The 18,139-nt window shown below is 72.7% G+C and carries 8 protein-coding genes; 1 reads left to right on the top strand and 7 read right to left on the bottom strand.

Going from position 1 to position 18,139, the window contains the following annotated elements:
- Window positions 1-54: 54 nt before the first annotated feature.
- The 7 genes from ACIQ9E_RS25925 to ACIQ9E_RS25895 all read right to left on the bottom strand — a co-directional run bounded on the left by ACIQ9E_RS25925 (window position 55) and on the right by ACIQ9E_RS25895 (window position 12,144).
- Window positions 55-5,172: a beta-ketoacyl synthase N-terminal-like domain-containing protein gene (locus ACIQ9E_RS25925; RefSeq protein WP_403710897.1), complete on the bottom strand. Its 5,118-nt coding sequence runs from the start codon at window positions 5,170-5,172 to the stop codon at window positions 55-57.
- A 143-nt stretch (window positions 5,173-5,315) separates the two neighbouring features.
- Window positions 5,316-7,382 carry an aminodeoxychorismate synthase component I gene (pabB, locus tag ACIQ9E_RS25920; RefSeq protein WP_403710895.1) on the bottom strand — a complete coding sequence of 689 codons (2,067 nt, stop codon included), beginning with the start codon at window positions 7,380-7,382 and terminating at the stop codon, window positions 5,316-5,318.
- Entirely contained in the window at window positions 7,382-8,137 is a 756-nt protein-coding gene (locus tag ACIQ9E_RS25915) for a thioesterase II family protein (RefSeq protein ID WP_403710893.1), read from the bottom strand. Before ACIQ9E_RS25915 ends, pabB begins: the two co-directional genes overlap by 1 nt.
- A 67-nt stretch (window positions 8,138-8,204) precedes the next feature.
- Window positions 8,205-8,399, bottom strand: a complete 195-nt coding sequence (locus ACIQ9E_RS25910) for a ferredoxin (protein ID WP_146483544.1) — start codon at window positions 8,397-8,399, stop codon at window positions 8,205-8,207.
- A 16-nt stretch (window positions 8,400-8,415) separates the two neighbouring features.
- The gene (locus tag ACIQ9E_RS25905; RefSeq protein WP_403710890.1) at window positions 8,416-9,621 is read right to left on the bottom strand and encodes a cytochrome P450; all 1,206 of its coding nucleotides are present in this window, start codon (window positions 9,619-9,621) and stop codon (window positions 8,416-8,418) included.
- A 25-nt stretch (window positions 9,622-9,646) separates the two neighbouring features.
- On the bottom strand, window positions 9,647-10,705 hold the full coding sequence (locus ACIQ9E_RS25900) for a DegT/DnrJ/EryC1/StrS family aminotransferase (protein WP_403710888.1): 1,059 nt from the start codon (window positions 10,703-10,705) through the stop codon (window positions 9,647-9,649).
- A 53-nt stretch (window positions 10,706-10,758) separates the two neighbouring features.
- The gene (locus ACIQ9E_RS25895; RefSeq protein WP_403710886.1) at window positions 10,759-12,144 is read right to left on the bottom strand and encodes a glycosyltransferase; all 1,386 of its coding nucleotides are present in this window, start codon (window positions 12,142-12,144) and stop codon (window positions 10,759-10,761) included.
- Window positions 12,145-12,443: 299 nt separating this feature from the next.
- Here ACIQ9E_RS25895 and ACIQ9E_RS25890 point away from each other — a divergent pair, with 299 nt between their 5' ends.
- Window positions 12,444-18,137: an AAA family ATPase gene (locus ACIQ9E_RS25890; RefSeq protein WP_403710884.1), complete on the top strand. Its 5,694-nt coding sequence runs from the start codon at window positions 12,444-12,446 to the stop codon at window positions 18,135-18,137.
- The last annotated feature ends 2 nt before the right edge of the window (window positions 18,138-18,139 follow it).

Below are 18,139 nucleotides of genomic sequence, written 5' to 3'. Positions count from 1 at the left end.
ACAGCCGACCGGCACGGATACCGGTCGGCTGTCATGCCGGGCAGGACGGGTCCGTCAGTGGCCGGCGCCGTCCAGATGGCGGAACAGGTCGTCGTCGGATGCGGTGCCGAGATCGAAGGGCGTGGCCGTCGAACGCCCGGCCGGGGGCAGCGGCCCCCGGGCGCCCGCCAGGGCCTTCAGCCGGGTGGCGGTGTCCGGGTCCAGCTCCGAGCCCGCGGACAGCAGCGCGTCCAGCTCGGCCACGAGGCAGGACACCGTACGGCCCGCCGGCCCGGTGAGCGGGTCCGCCAGCTCCTGCCGGACCAGCTGGACCACGGCCGCCGGAGTCGGATGGTCGAACACCAGAGTGGTCGGCAGCCGTACCCCGGTGACCGACCGCAGCCGGTTGCGCAGCTCCACCGCGCCGACCGAGGTGATGCCCATATCGGAGAAGGGCACCTCGGTCTCGGCCGCGGTCGGCGTACGGCCGCCGAGTACGGCCCCCGTCTCCTCCAGCACCAGCCGGGTCACCACCGCATGCTGCTCGGATGCGCCGAGCGTGCCCAGCCGGTCCGCGAGCACCTGGCGCGGCGGCGCCGGTGGCGCCACGGAAGTCCCGGCCGCGGCCCAGTACACGCGGTGCTGGAAGGGGTACGTGGGGAGCGGGACGGCCACCGCGCCGGGCAGCACCGACCGCCAGGCCACCGGCAGCCCGGACAGATGCAGCCGCGCCACCGCAGCCAGCACCGACCGCTCCTCGGCCGCGCCCCCGGCGGAGACCACGGCCACCGGTGCCCGGCGCGCGGGCAGGCACTCCTCCAGCACCGGCGCCAGCACGGTCCGGGGTCCCAGCTCCAGGAACGCCCCGGGGCCGTCGGCCGACAGCCGGACGATCGCGTCGCGGAACCGGACCGGCTCCCGGACATGCCGTACCCAGAAGTCCGGATCGCCCGCATCGGCGGCCGTCAGCGGCGCCCCGGTCAGACAGGACACGACCGGCACAGCGGGGGCGGCGAAGGAGAGCCCGGCGACGACCGCACGGAACTCGTCCAGCATCGGGTCCATCAGCGGGGAGTGGAAGGCGTGGCCGACCGCGAGCCGCTTGGTCCGGACACCGGCGGCCACCAGCTTCCCGGCCAGTTCCTCAAGGGGCCGCGCAGCACCCGAAAGCACCACGGAATCCGGCCCGTTGACGGCGGCCACCGCCACCGGCCCACCGCTCAGACCCTCCAGCCACGGCCCCGCTTCGGCCTCCGGCAGCCGTACGGCCAGCATGGCACCGCCCTCCGGCAGCCGCTGCATCAGCCGCCCCCGGGCGGCCACCAGCCGGGCCGCGTCCGCGAGGGAGAACACCCCCGCCAGGTACGCGGCGGTGATCTCGCCCACCGAATGCCCCACCAGCCGGCCGGGCGGCACACCCCAGGACTCGAACAGCCGGTACAGGGCCACCCCGTGGGCGAAGAGCGCGGGCTGTGTGTACTCCGTACGGTCCAGCAGCGCGGCGTCCGGGCCGTCGGCCGCCCACATCACCTCGGTCAGCGGCCGGTCCAGCAGCGGGTCGAGTACCTCGCAGACCTCGCGCAGGGCCGCCGCGAACACCGGTTGGGCGCCGGCCAGTTCCCGGCCCATACCGGGCCGCTGACTGCCCTGCCCGGCGAACACGTACACCGGTTCACCGCCGACCGGGCCACCGGGCGGCGCATCGCGCTCGGCCAGTGCCCGCACCGCGTCCAGGAGTTCACCCGGATCCGATCCGACGGCACACGCCTGATGTCCGGAGTGCACGGTCCGGCTCACGGCGAGCGCGAACGCGATGTCCCGGGCCGGGACCTCGGGCCGGGACGCCACGTACTCCGCCAGCCGCCGGGCCTGATCGCGCAGGGCGGGCGCGCTGCGCGCGGACAGCACCCACGCCACCGGTCCGGTCCCGTCCGGCGGCCGTACCCCGGCGGACTCCGGCGGGGCCTCCTCCAGGATCACATGCGTGTTGGTTCCGCTGATCCCGAACGAGGACACCCCCGCCCGTCTCGCCCGCCCGCTCTCCCGGGGCCACGGCCGGGCCTCGGTGAGCAGCCGTACGGTCCCCGCCGACCAGTCCACATGCGAGGTCGGTGTGCTCACGTGCAGGGTCCTGGGCAGGAGTTCGTTCCGCAGCGCCAGCACCGTCTTGATCACACCCGTGACCCCCGCGGCGGCCTGGGCATGCCCGATGTTCGACTTCACCGAGCCCAGCCACAGGGGCCGGTCCGGATCGCGTCCGGCGCCGTAGGTGCCGATCAGCGCCTGCGCTTCGATCGGGTCGCCGAGCGTCGTCCCGGTGCCGTGCCCCTCGACCGCGTCCACATCGGCGGCGCCGAGCCCGGCGTCGGCCAGGGCCTGCCGGATCACCCTCCGCTGCGCGGGCCCGTGCGGGGCGGTCATCCCGTTGGAGGCGCCGTCCTGGTTCATCGCCGAGCCGCGGACCAGGGCGAGTACCGGACGGCCGTGGCGCCGGGCGTCGGAGAGGCGCTCCAGCACCAGCAGACCGACGCCTTCCGACCAGGCGGCGCCGTCGGCGGTGTCCGCGAAGGACTTGCAGCGGCCGTCGGGGGCCAGCCCCTGCAGCCGGGAGAACTCCGTGAACGAGACCGGGGTGGCCATCACGGTGACACCGCCCGCCAGGGCCAGGGAGGATTCGCCCGACCGCAGCGAACGGACCGCCAGATGGAGCGCGGCCAGCGAAGACGAGCAGGCCGTGTCCACGGTCAGCGCGGGGCCCTGGAGACCGAGGGCGTACGAGATCCGGCCCGCCAGCGCGCTTCCGGCGGTGCCGAGGGCGAGCAGCCCTTCCAGATCGGGACCTTCGCCGCCGGAGGCCGCCGGTGCGTAGTCGTGGTACATGGCGCCCGCGAAGACCCCGGTGGGCGAGCCGCGCAGCGCGGCCGGGTCGATTCCGGCCTGCTCCAGGGCCTCCCAGGCGGTCTCCAGCAACAGCCGTTGCTGCGGGTCGGCAGCCAGCGCCTCCCGGTCGGAGAAACCGAAGAACCCCGCGTCGAACGCGCCCGCGCCGGCCAGGAATCCCCCCTCGCGGGCATAGGAGGTGCCGGGGCGCTCGGGGTCCTCGTCGAAGAGCCGGTCCAGATCCCAGCCGCGGTCCTCGGGGAAGCCGCCGATCGCGTCCCGGCCCTCTGCCACCAGGGCCCACAGATCGTCGGGGCCGTGTACGCCGCCGGGCAGCCGGCAGGCCATGCCCACGACGGCGACCGGATCGTCGGTTGCGGCGGGGGCGAACGCCACTGGATCCTCCGCCGTATCGCCCCGCAGACGGCGGGCCACGGCATCGGGGGTGGGGAAGTCGAAGGCGAGGGACGCGGGCAGCGCGAGCCCCGTCGCCTCGGCGAGCAGATTGCGCAGCCGGATACTGCGGACCGAGTCCAGCCCATGACCGCGGAAGGTGTCACCGGCCCCGATGGGCGCGGCTTCGACGGCGGGCGCCAATGCCTTGGTGACACAGGTACGGACCAGCTCCAGGGCCGCCGGGTACGAGCCGGGCACGGAGCCGCCGCCGGTCCGGGCAGCCGAGGGCCCCTGATCGGCGGGCAGGGCCTCCAGGGCCCGCCGGTGCAGTTTGCCCGCCGGGGTCAGGGGCAGCTCCCCGACCACCACCAGCTCCAGCGGAATCTTGTAGTCGGCGACACCGCGCTCCAGCAGGAACGCGGTCACCTTCTCCAGCGTGACGGCGCGTTCGGCGCGCCCGGTGACCACCAGACACGGGTATTCGCCCAGCCGCCGGTCGGGGCGGGCGATCACGGCTGCCGGGCCGAGCCCCGGCAGCTCCGCCAGCAGCCCCTGGACCTCGGTCGCGTCGAACTTCCGGCCGCCGACGTTGATCAGCTCGGCCGAGCGGCCCAGGAAGCGGACCCGGCCGCTGTCGTCCACGCTCGCCCGGTCCCCGGTCCGCAGCCAGCCGTCCGCGGTGACGGCCGCCGCGGTCAGCTCCGGTTCGCCGTGGTAGCCGCGGAACATGCCGGGACTGCGGTAGTACAGCTCACCCGGCTCCCCCGCCGCGCAGGCGGTGCCGTCCTCGCCGAGGATGCGCACGCTCGCCCCGAAGGTGGGCCGGCCCACGCTGCGCGTGGCCGTTTCGGCGGGGTCGGCGGCGGATGTGCAGGTGCCGGTGCCCAGTTCGGACATGCCCCACACCACGACAAGGGGGCAGCCGAGGACTTCCCGTACCCGTGTCACGAGCGCGGCGGGGACGGCCGCGCCGGCGGTCCGCACCTCGCGCGGCCGGAATCCGGCCGCCGCACCGGAGCCGGTGATCCGGGCGGTGATGTCGTGGAGCTGGGCGGGCACGGCGAAGACCACGCCGGGTCGGGTCTCACGGGCCAGCTCCAGAAACCGGTCCGGATCCCAGCCGCGCAGTAGGACCTGCCGGCAGCGGGCGAAAAGGGCCGAATGCAGGGACTGGAGGCCGAAGAGGTGGGTGAGCGGGCAGGCCGTGAGCACCGCACCGTCGAAGGAGGCGGCCGCCTCCTCGGTGACGGCCGCGGTGTTCGACATCAGCCCGTCGTGGTGGTGCAGACAGATCTTGGGCCGGGCGGATGTCGTACCGGAGGACGGCAGCAGCACGAAGGGCATCTCCGGCCGCACCTCGACCGGTTCCGGTGCGGCGCCGGCCCACCGCTCCAGCAGCGCGTCGACACGTACCGCAAGTCCCTGGTCCGCCGTGCCGGAGCCGTCGCCCGCCACCAGGACCGATCGCAGCGACGGCACCGCCGCCCGCAATCCGCCGAGGGCTTGCGCGTCCGCCGTGTACCCGGAGTCCGCGGACAGCACCGCCGCCACCGGCGCGACCCGTTCCATCAGTGCCGGCACATCGGCGCTGCCGTACCCCTGGTGGACGGGGAGCATGACGGCGCCGATCGCCGCGACGGCGAGGTGCAGGGTTTCGAACTCCCAGCAGTTCGGCAGCTGGATCGCGACCACGTCACCGACGCCGACGCCCTGTTCCTGAAGGCCGCGGGCGAGCGCGTCGACATCCGCCGCCCACTGCCGCCAGGTCCGGTGCCGGTCCCCGTCGCTCAGCGCCACGGCTTCCGGTTCCGCCTGCGCGGCGGCCCGGAAGACGGCGGGCAGGGTCAGGCCGCGCAGTGCCCCGCGCGGCCCGGCGGCCGCTACGGCCGCGTGGTCATCGACATGGACGGACACCATAACTCCCGAGAAAGCCGGCCGCTGGGCGGATCTGCCGCTTTATGCTGGGTCCGCGCCACCGGGAAAAGCCCTAGAGATGAGCCTCTGCGCGGATCGCGCCCGGATCACATGCGGGCGGCGCGTGGACCTGGTGCGGGTCCGGGCTATCCGTGCAGCAGCGCCCGGAGCGGCGCCGATTTGACCTGTGTCTCCTCGTACTCGGCCGCCGGGTCGGACAGGGCGATCACCGCGCCGCCCACGCCGTAGCGCAGCCGGCCGCCGCTGAGCACCACGGTGCGGATGACGATGCTGAGATCGGCCGCGCCGGTCAGCGAGAAATAGCCGATCGCACCCGAGTAGATACCGCGCGGCCCGCTTTCGACCCGGTCGATGATCCCCATGGTGCGGATCTTCGGCGCGCCGGTCATGGACCCCCCGGGGAAGGCCGCGCGGACGCCCGCCACCGTGCTCGTGCCGCGGCGCAGCCGGGCCCTTACAGTGCTGACGAGCTGGTGCACCGTGGCGTAGGACTCGATCCGGAAGACCGGGTCGGCGACGACCGAGCCCACCTCGGCGCACCGGCCGAGGTCGTGCCGGACCAGGTCGACGATCATCAGGTTCTCCGCCCGGTCCTTCTCGTTCTCCGCCAGATCGGCGGCCAGCCCGGCGTCCTCGACCGGATCGGCATGGCGCGGGCGGGTGCCCTTGATGGGTTTGGACTCCATCAGGCCCTGCCGGTCGATGCGCAGGAACCGCTCCGGCGAGGTGCTCAGCACCGACACGGAGCCGAAGCCGAGGAAGGCGGCGAACGGGGCCGGGCTGGCCCGGCGCAGATACCGGTACGCCTGCCAGGGGTCGAGGGCCGTGTCCGCTTCGATCATATTGGTCAGGCACACCTCGTACGTCTCGCCCGCGCGTATCTCCTCATGGCAGACGTCGATGAGCTTGAGGTAGGTGTCCCGGTCGTGGCGCGGCCGCAGATCCGGACCGGTCAGCCCGGCCGGCGGGGAGCAGGGCGCGGGCGCCCGCGCTGTGAGCCGGGCCAGTTCGGCGGCCGTGGTACGCAGCCAGGCGCGGGCGGCGGCCTCGTCGCCGTCCTCGGTGAGCGCGAGGAGGTACGTGGTGTCGGTGCGGTGGTCGAGGACCACGGCCCGGTCCGCGAAGACCATCACGGCGTCCGGGTCGGGGGAGCCGTGAGCCGCCTCACCACCGCACTCGGCCTTCAGCTCGTAGCCCAGGTAGCCCACCCAGCCCAGCGCGAACTCGAAGGGCAGTTCCGGGACGTCGGTTTCCAGGGTGCCGAGATCGTGTTCCAGCCAGTCGAAGAACGGGCTGTGCAGGGTCAGGGTCCGCCCGTTCGCGGTGACGGTCACCGTTCCTTCGGGCACGTTCGCGGCCGCGGTGCGGGCCAGCGGCCCGGAGGCGTTGCCCAGGACCGATACCTGGCCGAGCCGGGCGTCGGTGCGGCTGCTGTCCAGCCAGAAGGGGTGCTCGCCGGAGCGGAAGATCTGGTCGAAGACCGGTTCGGCCTCCCAGCGGGTGACCAGCCGCTCGGCCAGCACCCGCAGTCTGCGGACCGGTGCCTGCCGCGGCGGGGCGGCCTGAGCCGGGACGGCCTTCTTCGCTCGTGCCGGGCGCTGCCCGGTCCGGGTGTACGCGTACGTCAGATCACGGAAGTTGGCCAGCAGGCGGTGCCCGCCGTCCGTGCCGATGGATTCCGGGTGGAACTGCACGCCCCACAGCGGCAGGGTGCGGTGGCGCAGCGCCATGATCACGTCGTCGTCGACGCTGTGGGCGATCGCCTCCAGCGCGGACGGGAGCGAGTTGACGGCCAGTGAGTGGTAGCGGACCACCTCCAGGGGGTCGGGGAGACCCTCGAAGAGCCCGGTACCGTCGTGGCGGACCGGGGAGGTGCGCCCGTGGCGCGGTGCCGGGGCCGGGCCGACCTCGCCGCCGTGGGCGAGGGCGATGCCCTGGTGGCCGAGGCAGACACCGAGTACCGGTAGCCGGCCCTCCGCGGCGATCCCCGCGCACAGGCCGAAGTCGGCCGGACGGTGCGGCGTGCCGGGACCGGGCGACAGTACGACGTTGTCGAACTCGTCTAGGAGGCTGTCCCGCCGGACGGGGTCGTCGTTGCGGATCACCTCGGGCTCTTGGCCGTTGACCTCGGCGAGGTAGTGGAAGAGGTTGTAGGTGAAGGAGTCGTAGTTGTCGACGAGGAGCGTACGCATCACAGGATCCCGAGTTCGCGTGCCATTTCGTCACCCACGGCCCCGATGTGGTCGGAGAGGAAGAAGTGTCCGCCGGGGTAGACCTTCAGCCGGAAGCCGCCTTCGGTGTGCTCCTGCCAGGCCCGGGCCTCGGCGAGGGAGGTGCGCGGGTCGGTGTCGCCGGTGAGGGCGGTGATCGGGCAGCGGAGCGTGCGGCCGGGCGGGCAGGTGTACTTCTCGATGGCCTCGTAGTCCCCGCGGATGGCCGGCAGTGCCATGCGGAGGATCTCCTCGTCGCCGAGCAGGTCCGGATTGGTCCCGTTCAGCAGCCGGAGTTCGTCGATGATGCCGTCGTCGTCGCGGCGGTGGACGTTCTCCAGGCGGGTGGTGGACGGTCCGCGACGGCCGGAGGCGATGACGGCCCGCGGCTCGTGGGTGCCCTTCTGCTCCAGCCGCCAGGCCGTCTCGAAGGCGAGGACGGCACCCATGCTGTGCCCGAAGAACACGGTGGGCTTCTCGTCGAGGGCCAGCAGCTCGTCGGTGACGAGGTCGGCCAGCGTAGCGATGTCCTGGACGCAGGGCTCCGTCCGGCGGTCCTGGCGGCCGGGGTACTGCAAGGAGATCGTGTCGACGGCGGGTGAGAACCGCACCGACACCGGGTGGAAGAAGCTGGCGGACCCGCCGGCATGCGGGAAGCAGACCAGCCGGACGGGACGGTCCGCGCCCGGGTGGAAACGTCGCAGCCACCGGGCGGAGGTGTGGTCCGTGCTGTTCAAGATGCGGTCCTTTCTCATATGACGGGGGGGGAACGGGGTCGGCCGGTCCGGGGCCGCGCCGCGGGGGTCAGTCCTCGTGGACGGTGATGGTGTGGGCGGGGCACAGCTCACCCGCCAGCCGTACGGCGTCCGCATCCTCGGGCACGGGCCGGGAGTGCAGTACACGGACCAGCCCGTCCTCGTCCTGGTCGAACACGCCGGGCGCGGACAGCACGCACTGTCCGGCGCCGACACAGAGGTCGGCATCCACGGTGATGCGCATGGGGTCTCCGTAATCGTCAGGGAGCTGTGGCCGGGGGGTCCCAGCGGACGGGCAGCTCGTGGAGTCCGCAGAGGACGCCGTCGTACTTGAGGGGGAGTTCCTCCTCCGGCACGGCGAGCCGGAGGGTCGGGATCCGCTCGAAGAGCCGTTGGTAGACGATCTCCATCTCGGCCCGGACGAGGTTCTGTCCCAGGCACTGGTGGACTCCGTACCCGAAGGCCACGTGGTGGCGCTCGGCGCGGCCCGGATCGAAGGCGTGCGGGCAGCTGAACGCCTCCTGGTCGTGGTTGGCGGCCGCGACCAGCGGGATGATGCCCTCACCGGCCCGGATCAGCCGGCCGCCGATCTCGACGTCCTCGACGGCCACGCGCAGGGACACCAGGTCGGCGACCGAGTGGAAGCGCAGGGTCTCCTCGACCGCCCGTTTGTCCCCGATCCACTCCGGGTTGAGCAGCAGGGTCACCACGCCGAGGGAGATGTTGTTCGCGGTGGTCTCGTGGCCCGCGATGAGGAGCAGCATCAGCACCCCGGTCAGCTCCTGGGTGCTGATCGTTCCGGTGGCCAGCAGTCTGCTGATCAGATCGTCGCCCGGCCACGACGCCTTGATGCCGATGAGCCGGTTGAGGTAGCGCAGCAGCTCCTTGGCTGCGGTGTCGCGCTGCTGCTCGGTGGAGTTGCGGATGCTGATCAGGGTTCGGGTCCGGGATTCGAAGAAGGCGCGGTCCACGGGCGGTACGCCGAGCAGCGAGGAGATCACCAGCGAGGGCACCGGCAGCGCGAAGTCCGCCACCAGATCGGCGGAGTCCCCGGCGGCCAGCATGGTGTCGATCAGCCCGTCGACGACGCGTTCGATCGCCGGGCGCATCCCGCGCACCCGGCGCACGGTGAACTCCGGGATCAGGGCCTTGCGGAACCGGTCGTGCTCCGGCGAGTCGAGGCCGACGAACCAGCCGGGGATCTGCTCCTGGCGGGGTACGCCCATGGTGTCGCTGATATGCGGGAAGCCCTCGCGGTCGGGGTTCGCGCTGACCTTCTTGCTGGTGAGGACCGCACGCACCTCCGCGTGCCGGGTCACCAGCCAGACCCGGCCGCCGTTCGGCATATGGGTCAGTACCAGCCCTTCGCGCCGCCGGTAATCCTCGTACCGGGGCGGCGGAAACGGCTCACCGGGTATCCGCAGCGGGAAGGGGACAGCCTCTGGTTCGGTTGTGGGCCTGGTCATATGTGCTCCGTGGTTCGGTACGGGCTCAGCCCGCGCCGTAGAAGGCGCGGACCTTTCCGGTCACGTATTCCTGGTCCGCGGCGGTGAGTTCGGTGTACGTGGGCAGATAGAGCCCGTCGTCGCTGAGCCGGCTGGCGTTGAGGTAGGGCCAGACGGGGTCGTGGTAGCCGGGCTGGCGGCTCATGGGTTTGAAGAACACCCGGGTCTCGATGCCCTCGGCGGCGAGATAGGCGCACAGCTCGTCGCGGCGCCGGGCCCGCAGGTCGTACATCCACAGCACATCGCGCTGCGGCATCAGGGTGATGTCGGCGATACCCTTCAGTCCCTGGTCGTAGCGGCGCTCGATCTCGCGGCGCCGGGCGAGGAAGTCGTCGATCTGCTCCACCTGGGCGAGTGCCACGGCGGCCTGCATGGCAGTCATACGGAAGTTGTAGGCGAGCTTCTTGTGCAGAAAGCTGTGGTCTTCGGTGAACGCCATCGCCCGCAGATGTGCCATCTGCGCGGCCAGCCGGGAGTCGTCGGTGAGACAGATACCGCCCTCGCCCGCCGTGATGATCTTGTTGGCGAAGAGCGAGTAGCAGGCGACATCGCCGACCGGGGGGATGCCGTGCGCCTCGGAGGAGTCCTCGACCACGCGCAGGTTGTAGTCGTGGGCGATATTCATGATGGTGTCCATGGCACATCGCCTGCCGTAGACATGGACGGGCATGATGGCCTTGGTCCGGGGGGTGATCTTCTCTTCGATCTTGGCCGGGTCGATGTTCAGATCGTCGGCGCAGTCGACGAATACCGGGGTGGCGCCCGTGTAGCTCACGGCCCAGGCCGAGGCCACCATGGTGAATTCCGGGACGATCACTTCGTCACCGGCGCCGATGCCGAACGCGCGCAGTGCCAGGGTCAGGGCCGCTGTTCCGGAGGAACAGGCGACACCGTGCGCGATTCCGCTGTAGGCGGCGAATGCCTCCTCGAAACGTCGGACATAGGGCCCTTGTGAGGATATCCAGCCGTCGCTGACCGTCTCGGTGACATAGGCGAGTTCCCGGCCCTGGAGAGCGGGCCGGGAAACGGGGTACTTGATGGGCATGTCGTCCTCGTTCGGAGTCGGGGTTGGCGGAGGCACAGCGGACGGGCTGCCGGTCAGGACAGGGCCGGCAGCCCGAGGAGCAGATCGGCAGCCGTCTGCCGACCGCCGGCCGTGCGATGGAGCTTTCCGATCCGTTCGGCCCGCTCGCTGAACCGCGGGTCGCCCAGGACCCGGGTGAGCTTGTCGACGACATCGTCCGGGTCGACGTCCCGGGGCCGGTCCAGGGTCAGGCTCAGGCCGAAGTCCTGGCCGCGTACGGCCTGGTCGTAGCAGTCGACCCAGAGCGGGCGGACCACCATCGGCTTGCCGAAGTACATGCCCTCGTTGAACCCGTTGCCGCCGCCGTGGGTGAAGAACAGCCGGACATGGGGGTGGGCGAGCACATCGAGCTGCGAGGGCAGCCAGCTCTCGATCCGCAGATTCGCGGGCAGGCCGGCCGCGGCCGGCAGCAGATGCTGCTGCTCGGCGGGCAGACGCCACAGGAACTGATGCCGGTCCTGCATCCGGCGAGCCACCTCGACCAGGGAGGCCACCTGTTCCCGGTCGAGCCGGGTGATGGTCCCGAAGCCCATGTAGACCACGGAGGGCCGGCCGTCGAGCCAGTCGGCGACCCCGCCGCCGTCCTCGCCGCGCGGAGCCTCCGGCAGCGGCGGCACCATGGCCCCGACCAGCTTCATCCGCTCCGGCACGGCAAACGGATAGTCCAGTTCGGCGATCGAGTTGCACAGCACCAGCTCGGCCCGGTCGACCCGGGTCATCGGATTGGGCCCGGGCAGGCCGAGTTCCTTGCGGATACGGGCGTCGGCGGAGAGTACCCGGCCCATGGCCGGATGGAAGAACATACCCAGAGTGCGATATTTGAAGAGGCTGTTCCGGATCCGCTGGGAGAAATTCATCGGATAAGGGAGGCCGGAATGTGGAACGGGAAAGTCCCGAGGGGTTCCGGATGGTCCGAACGGATTCAGTGAGGTGATGACATTCGTCGGCAGAAACGGCACGCTGAGTACGTACGGAATGTTCCGGCTGATGGCGACGTCGATACCGAAAGAGGCAACGCAGTCGATTACCATGAGCGCCGGATTGATCTTTTCGACGAGGGAGTCGAGACGTCGGAACTTCGCTGCCTGGACTTCGGGGCGGTAGGACTGCCGGATCACGGCGCGGTGCGCCTTGAAACGGGAGGGCTGGGTTACCTCCCGGTACACCTCGTCCGGCCAGCTGACCGCGGAGAGTTCCGGGCACACCTCGCCCAGCGAAGCGAACTCGACACCGGAGCCCCTCGGCAGTCGCTCCACCTCGGCCCGCCGGGGCTCGTCCGTCGCGAACCAGAGGTCGGGCACGCCCCGCCGGGAGAGTTCGCCCGCGAGGACGAGAAGCGGGTTGAGCAGTCCGCTTTCCGGCAGGCTGACAAAGAGGACCGGCCGCTGCTTGGTGCTCATCGGACTCCTGGGGTCATGGCCCGGCGGGGTTGGCTGCACCTCCCCTTGGTCTCACGGCGCGCGCCGGGAAATCCTTAGACTCCGCGGGTCCGGCGGCGCCGGGGCGGACCCGCGAGTCGTTTGTTGAAGACGCGACTATTCCCTTCGTCGGGGGCGGGTTGCCGTTTCCTTCCCTGGCGGATTTCAGATGGTCGTGTTGTCGGGTTCCGATACGCTTCCGCAGATCAATGGCAGTGTGGATAATTATGAAGACAGCTGCCGGATGAGGCCGGTCCTCTCCGTTCGACGAGAGGGATTCTTTGTTCGACCAACTGGTCCCGTCACACGCGAGTACGATTGTCTTCGGTCGTGACAGTGAAATTCATACGCTTTCCATACGGGCTGCGGCGGCCCGCGCCGGCCGCTCGGGAGTCGTCATCCTGGCCGGACCGCTCGGCATGGGGAAGAGCAGCCTCATCCGCGCCTTCCTCCATGAATCGGTCCCCCGCGGCAGTGCGGCGGCCGACAGTGGGACACGCGGTATGACGGTCCTCCACGGAACATCCGGTACGGGCACTGCCACCGCTCCGTACGACGGCGTCCGGGCTCTGCTGCGACCGCTCGGCCTGACGGGCGAGAGCGCCCCCCGGCATCCGCTGCTGTACGGCACCGCCCGCCCTGCCCTGCCCGCTCTGCTGCCCGGCCCGGATCACCGGCCCTTCACCTTCGACACCGACTACCCGGTACTCCAGGGGCTGTACAGCCTCATCACGCGCCTCGCCGCGCGCCGCCCCGTCCTCCTCGCGCTGGACGACGCCCATCTGACCGATGAACACACCCTCCGCTGGTTCGACTTCCTCCTGCGACGGGCGGACGGGCTGCCCCTGCTGCTGGTCCTGGCCCGCAGCACCGAGACCGGTCCGGCCGACGGTGCCTGGTCGGGATTCGCCGCCCATCCCTCGTGCACCACGGTGCCGCTGAACCCGCTGAATCCGGCCGCGGTCGCCGAGATGGTCCGGCATGCCTTCGGCCGCCCGGTCGCGCCGTCGTTCGCGGCTCGCGTCGCCGACGCCTGCGGCGGCAACCCGGGCCAGGTGTCCCGGCTGCTGACGGAGCTGCGGCGCGCCGGTGTCCGTCCCGACCGCGAAGGCGCCCGGCAGGCCGCCGAACGCGGCAGACGACTGCTCGTCCTGTCCCTCCGTACCCTCTTCGAGAGAAACCCCGGCTGGGTGGAGTCCGTCGCCACGGCGATAGCCGTCCTCGGCGAGGATCTGCCCGACCACGTCGCCGCACTGGCCGGGGTCTCCGCCGTCCAGATGGCGGACGCCGTCCGGATACTCCGCCAGGCCGAGGTCCTGACCCCCGGCCGCACCGACTTCGCGGGCGGCGAGATCCGTGCGGCGGTCCTCGAACCGCTCGGCCCCGGCGACCTCGCCCAACTGCACGCACGGGCCGCCCTGCTGCTCAGCGACGCCGGCCGCCCGGCCGAAGAGGTCGCCGGACACCTCCTCGCCGTCCCCGGCGCCCTCCGCCCCTGGATGGCCTCGCTGCTGCGGGACGCTGCCGCCTCGGCCGAGGGCCGCGGCGCCCGCGGCACCGCCGTACGCTGTCTGCGCCGCGTGCTCGAAGCCGTACCCGAAGACCACGCTCTCCGTCTCCGGCTGGCCGGCCTCATCGCGCACACCGACCCGGACGCCGCCGTCGACCTGCTCAGAGACACCCTCGACCACACCCCCGACCTGCGGACCCGCGCTGTCGCCGCCGTGCAGTACACCACCACCTGCCTGGCCGCGGGACGGGGCGTACCCCAGGACCACGGCCTCGCGGAGATCCTGGCCGAACTGCGCACCGGCACCGGACTCCGAGACCTCGCCCCGGCCCTGGAATCGGCCCTGCTCCTCCTGGGCCGCGCCGACCGTACGGCCACCGGAGCCGCACCCCGCGCCACCGCCCGGCCGCCCGAGCCGCTGCCCGCCCCTATGGACGCCGTCAGGGCCCTGGTCACAGCCTTCTACGAGGGCTCGCGCGAGGCGTCGGACACCTACGCCCGCCGCGTACTGGACGCACCGGGACCCCGTACCTCCTGGCCGGTGCTCGCCTCCTGCACGGTGCTCGCCCTGGCCGACGAGACCACCGAAGCCCTCACCACCCTGAACCACGCGGTCGCCGAAGCCGAAGCCGGGGAACCCGGAACCGGCCGGACCCGCGCCCTCGCCCACTCCGCCCGCGCCCTGGTCCTGTACGGCACCGGCGCGATCACCGAGTCGATGGCCGACGCCCGCGCGGCACTCGATGCGGCGGGCCGCACGACGGCGCACCTGACCCTGCCCCGCCTGGTCCTCGCGGCGGCCCTCAGCGACCGGGGCGAGGCCGCCCTCGCCCAGAACCTGGTCGGCATGATCTCCCCGGCGTCCCCGGTCGGCCCCGTCATCGACCAACAGCTCTCCCTGATGGTCCGCGCCCGCGCCCGCCGGGCCCTCGGCGACCACGAAAGGGCGCTGCACCTGCTGCTCGCCGCCGGCCGCGCCCAGCGGGAAACAGGCCTGGCCAACCCCGTGTTCGCCCCCTGGTGGGCGGAGGCGTGCCACACCCTCGCCGCACTGCGCCGCCCCCGGGAAGCCCACGCCCACGCCGAATACGGCGACGAACTGGCAAAGCGCTGGGGCACCGCCCGCGCCCTGGGCATCGCAGCCCTGGCCCGGGGTGTCATCACCCCGGGCAGACCCGGCATCGAACTGCTCACGGAAGCCGCCGGCATACTGGCCGCCTCGCCCGCCCGTGTCGAACACACCCGGGCCGCCTACGAACTCGGCCGCCGCCTGCTGGCCGACGGCGACCAGGCCGCCGCACGCCCGCATCTGCGCTTCGCCGCCGACCTCGCCCACGCCTGCGGCGCACTCTCCCTCGCGCACCGTGCCCGCCGCCTCCTCATCGCCGCGGGCGGACGGATGCCCGAGCTGACCGGAGCGCGGGAGGACCTGCTCACCGGAGCCGAACGCAAGGTCGTCGGCCTGGTCCTGGACGGTGCCGGCAACCGGGAGATCGCCCAGTCCCTCTGCGTCGAGCTGCGCACCGTCGAAACACACCTCACCAGTGTCTACCGCAAACTGGGTGTCAGCCGCCGGACCGCCCTGGCCACCACCCTCCGGGATCCGCCACGGCCCGCCTACCCGCGCGAAGCGGCCGACCCCGACTCCGGCCGGGGCGCCGTGCCGGCCCCGCCGTCCACCCTCCGCCGACCTCAGAACCCGAGCGCGCCCATGTCCCCAAGGGCCTTACCGAGCCCCGGCCGTCCCGTCGCTCCCTCCCTGTCCGAACCGCGCGGTGCCGCCGCCCTGCTGCCGCACCACAGCCGTGAGCAGCGCACCCTGAGCGTCCTCCTCGACCGTCTCGCCGCCGGACGGTCCGCGGTCGTCACCCTCACAGGGCGTCCCGGCTACGGCCAGAACGCCCTGGCCCGCTGGACCGCCCGCCTCGGCCGGTCCCGTGGCCTGCGGGTGCTCAGTGCCCGAGCGGTGCCGTCCGAGTCCGGACTCTGCCGCGGCGTGGCCGCCCAACTGCTGACCGCCCTCGGCGCTCCCGGCGCCGACCGGTTCGCCCCGGTGCTGCGCGCGGCCCGGCAGCGCCCCCTCCTGGTGGTGGTCGAGGACGCCCAGTGGACCGACCCCGAGTCGCTGCACTGGCTCCACGCCCTGGTGAGACGCTCCGCCAACGCCCCGCTGGCCGTGGTGGCCAGCGGCAGCGACGCCTGCGTCGCCGGCCCCGACTGGCGTGGTCTGGTCTCCTCCTCGCCCGATCCGGACAGCACCTGTGAAACCCTGCTGGGGCCGCCGTCCCCCGCCGCCGCCGCACTGACCGTGCGCACCCTGTGCGGTGTCGAGGGAGAACCGGAGTTCACCGCCGCCGCCCTGCGGGCATCGGCGGCGACCCCGGCCGTCTTCCACACCACCCTCCGGCAGTTCGTCCGGCGCGGACACCTCCCCGTCGCCGTCCGGATCCCCGAACTCGAAGCCCTCGGCCGTGCCGCGCTCGACGACCACATCGGCCGGGTTCTGCGGGGCCTGCCGGCCGAGACCGTCGCCGCCCTGCGAGCCCTTGCCGTCGGGGGCGGGGTCCTCGACTTCACCGCCGTCTGCGTCCTCGCGGGACTCGGCCACCTCAGGGAGGCCCGGCTGCGCGCCGTGCTGGACGCCACCGGACTGGTCCGTGGCAGCGGGACCGGCATCCGGATCGCCCCCGAGGCCCGGCTGCAGATCCTGGCCGGGATGGAAGCGGCCGGGCGCGCCGACCTGTACGCCGCCGCCGCCCGTCTCGCCCACCGCGCGGGCGCCCCCGACCAGCAGGTCGCCGGACTCCTGCTGAAATCCCACCCCCTCGGCGCCGCGTGGACGGTTCACGTACTGCGCCGCGGCAGCGTGGCGGCCCAGCGGACGGGCGACCACCCCCGGGCCGCCGCCTTCCTGGCCCGCGCACTGCGCGAACCGCTCGACGCGGAGTGGCACGCCCGACTGACTCTCGAACTGGCCGCCGCCGAACTCGTCACCACCCCCGAGGCGGGCATCCGCCGACTCGGCCGGCTCGCCCGGACCCGCGACATCCGGTCCGGACTCCGGGTGCAGGCCGTGGACCTGGGACTCACTGCCGGAGACACCGAGGGGATGCGCCGGGCCGTCGCCGAAGCCCGCCCCGCCGCCGCCGCGGAGGAACAGGAGGCCATCGCCGCACTGTTCTGGGCAGCCGACCCCACCGACCGGGACCACGCCGAACACATCGTCCCCGAGCTGCCCCCACTCCCCACCCACCCGGTCTCGGCCCTCCAGGCCGGGTCCCGTGCCTGGCAGCTCGCCCTGGCCGGCGACGGCCTGACCACGGCGAGGGAGCTGGCCCGTACCGCACTCGCCCGGCTGTCGCGCGGCACCCCGGTCCTGCCCTATCTCGCGGCCTGCAAGGCACTGTGCCTGACCGGAGACCACGACGAGGCCGACGCCGGACTGAGTACCCTGCTCACCGACGTCTGGGCCGACGGCCGGCAGATCGCGGTCCCCCGTATCCTCGCCGTCCGCGCGGAGCTGAATCTGCGGCGCGGTCTGCTCGCCGCCGCCGAACAGGACATCCGCGCCGCCGAACGGGCCCTGCCCGCGCCCGGCCGGCATCCCGCCGAGACCGCCCGGCTCCGGGCCGTGCGCATCGTCGTCGAGCTGGAACGCGGGGACACCGTACGGGCCCGGGGACTCGCCGCCGAGCCGGTTTCCGATACCGTCCGCCACAGCCCGTACTGGCCGCAGCTCCTCTTCGCCCGGGCGATGGTGGCCGCCGCCGACCACGACGCCGTCGGAGCCGTACGTCTCCTGCGGGAGTGCGGCCGCCTGCTGCTGCACCGCGACCACATCAACCCCGCGGTACTGCCCTGGCGTTCGGCCGCCGCCAGACTCCTGCGCGCGACCGGGCAGGAAGCCGAAGCGCAGCGGCTGAGCGACGAAGAACTGCGACTCGCCCGCAGATGGGGCTCCGCCGAACAGCTCGGATGGGCCGAGCTGAACGCCGGCCCCGCACCCGCCCACAGCGACCCGGTCCGCGCCCGGTACGCGGCGAACCTCCTCCGCGGCGGCCCGCCCGGCCCCGCCTACCAGCGCACGCTCGCGGATCTCGCCGCCGCCGAACTCACCCACGGCGGCAACCGGCAGGCCGCCGCCGCGGCCCTGGCCGAACTCACAACCCTCACCGCCACCCACCCGCGGGGCCCGATGGCCGAGCGGGCCCGGCGGCTCGCGGCGGAACTCGCGCCCGGACGGGGTCCCGGTGCCGCCCGGGCAGCGGCATGGGCCGAACTGTCACCGCCGGAGGCGCGTACGGCCACGCTTGCCGCCCGCGGGCTCAGCAACACCAGGATCGCCGGACTGCTGTCCCTGTCGCGGCGCGCCGTGGAACTCCGGTTGAGCCGGGTCTACCGCAAACTGCGGATCCACGGCCGGGACGAACTCCACGCGTTCGTGGGCGATATGGAAGGGCGGTGAGC

This window comes from Streptomyces sp. NPDC094448 (assembly GCF_044763775.1).
Taxonomy (GTDB): Bacteria; Actinomycetota; Actinomycetes; order Streptomycetales; family Streptomycetaceae; genus Streptomyces.
Note: the sequence above shows the minus strand (reverse complement) of the source record. Positions and strands in the feature narration are given on the sequence as shown.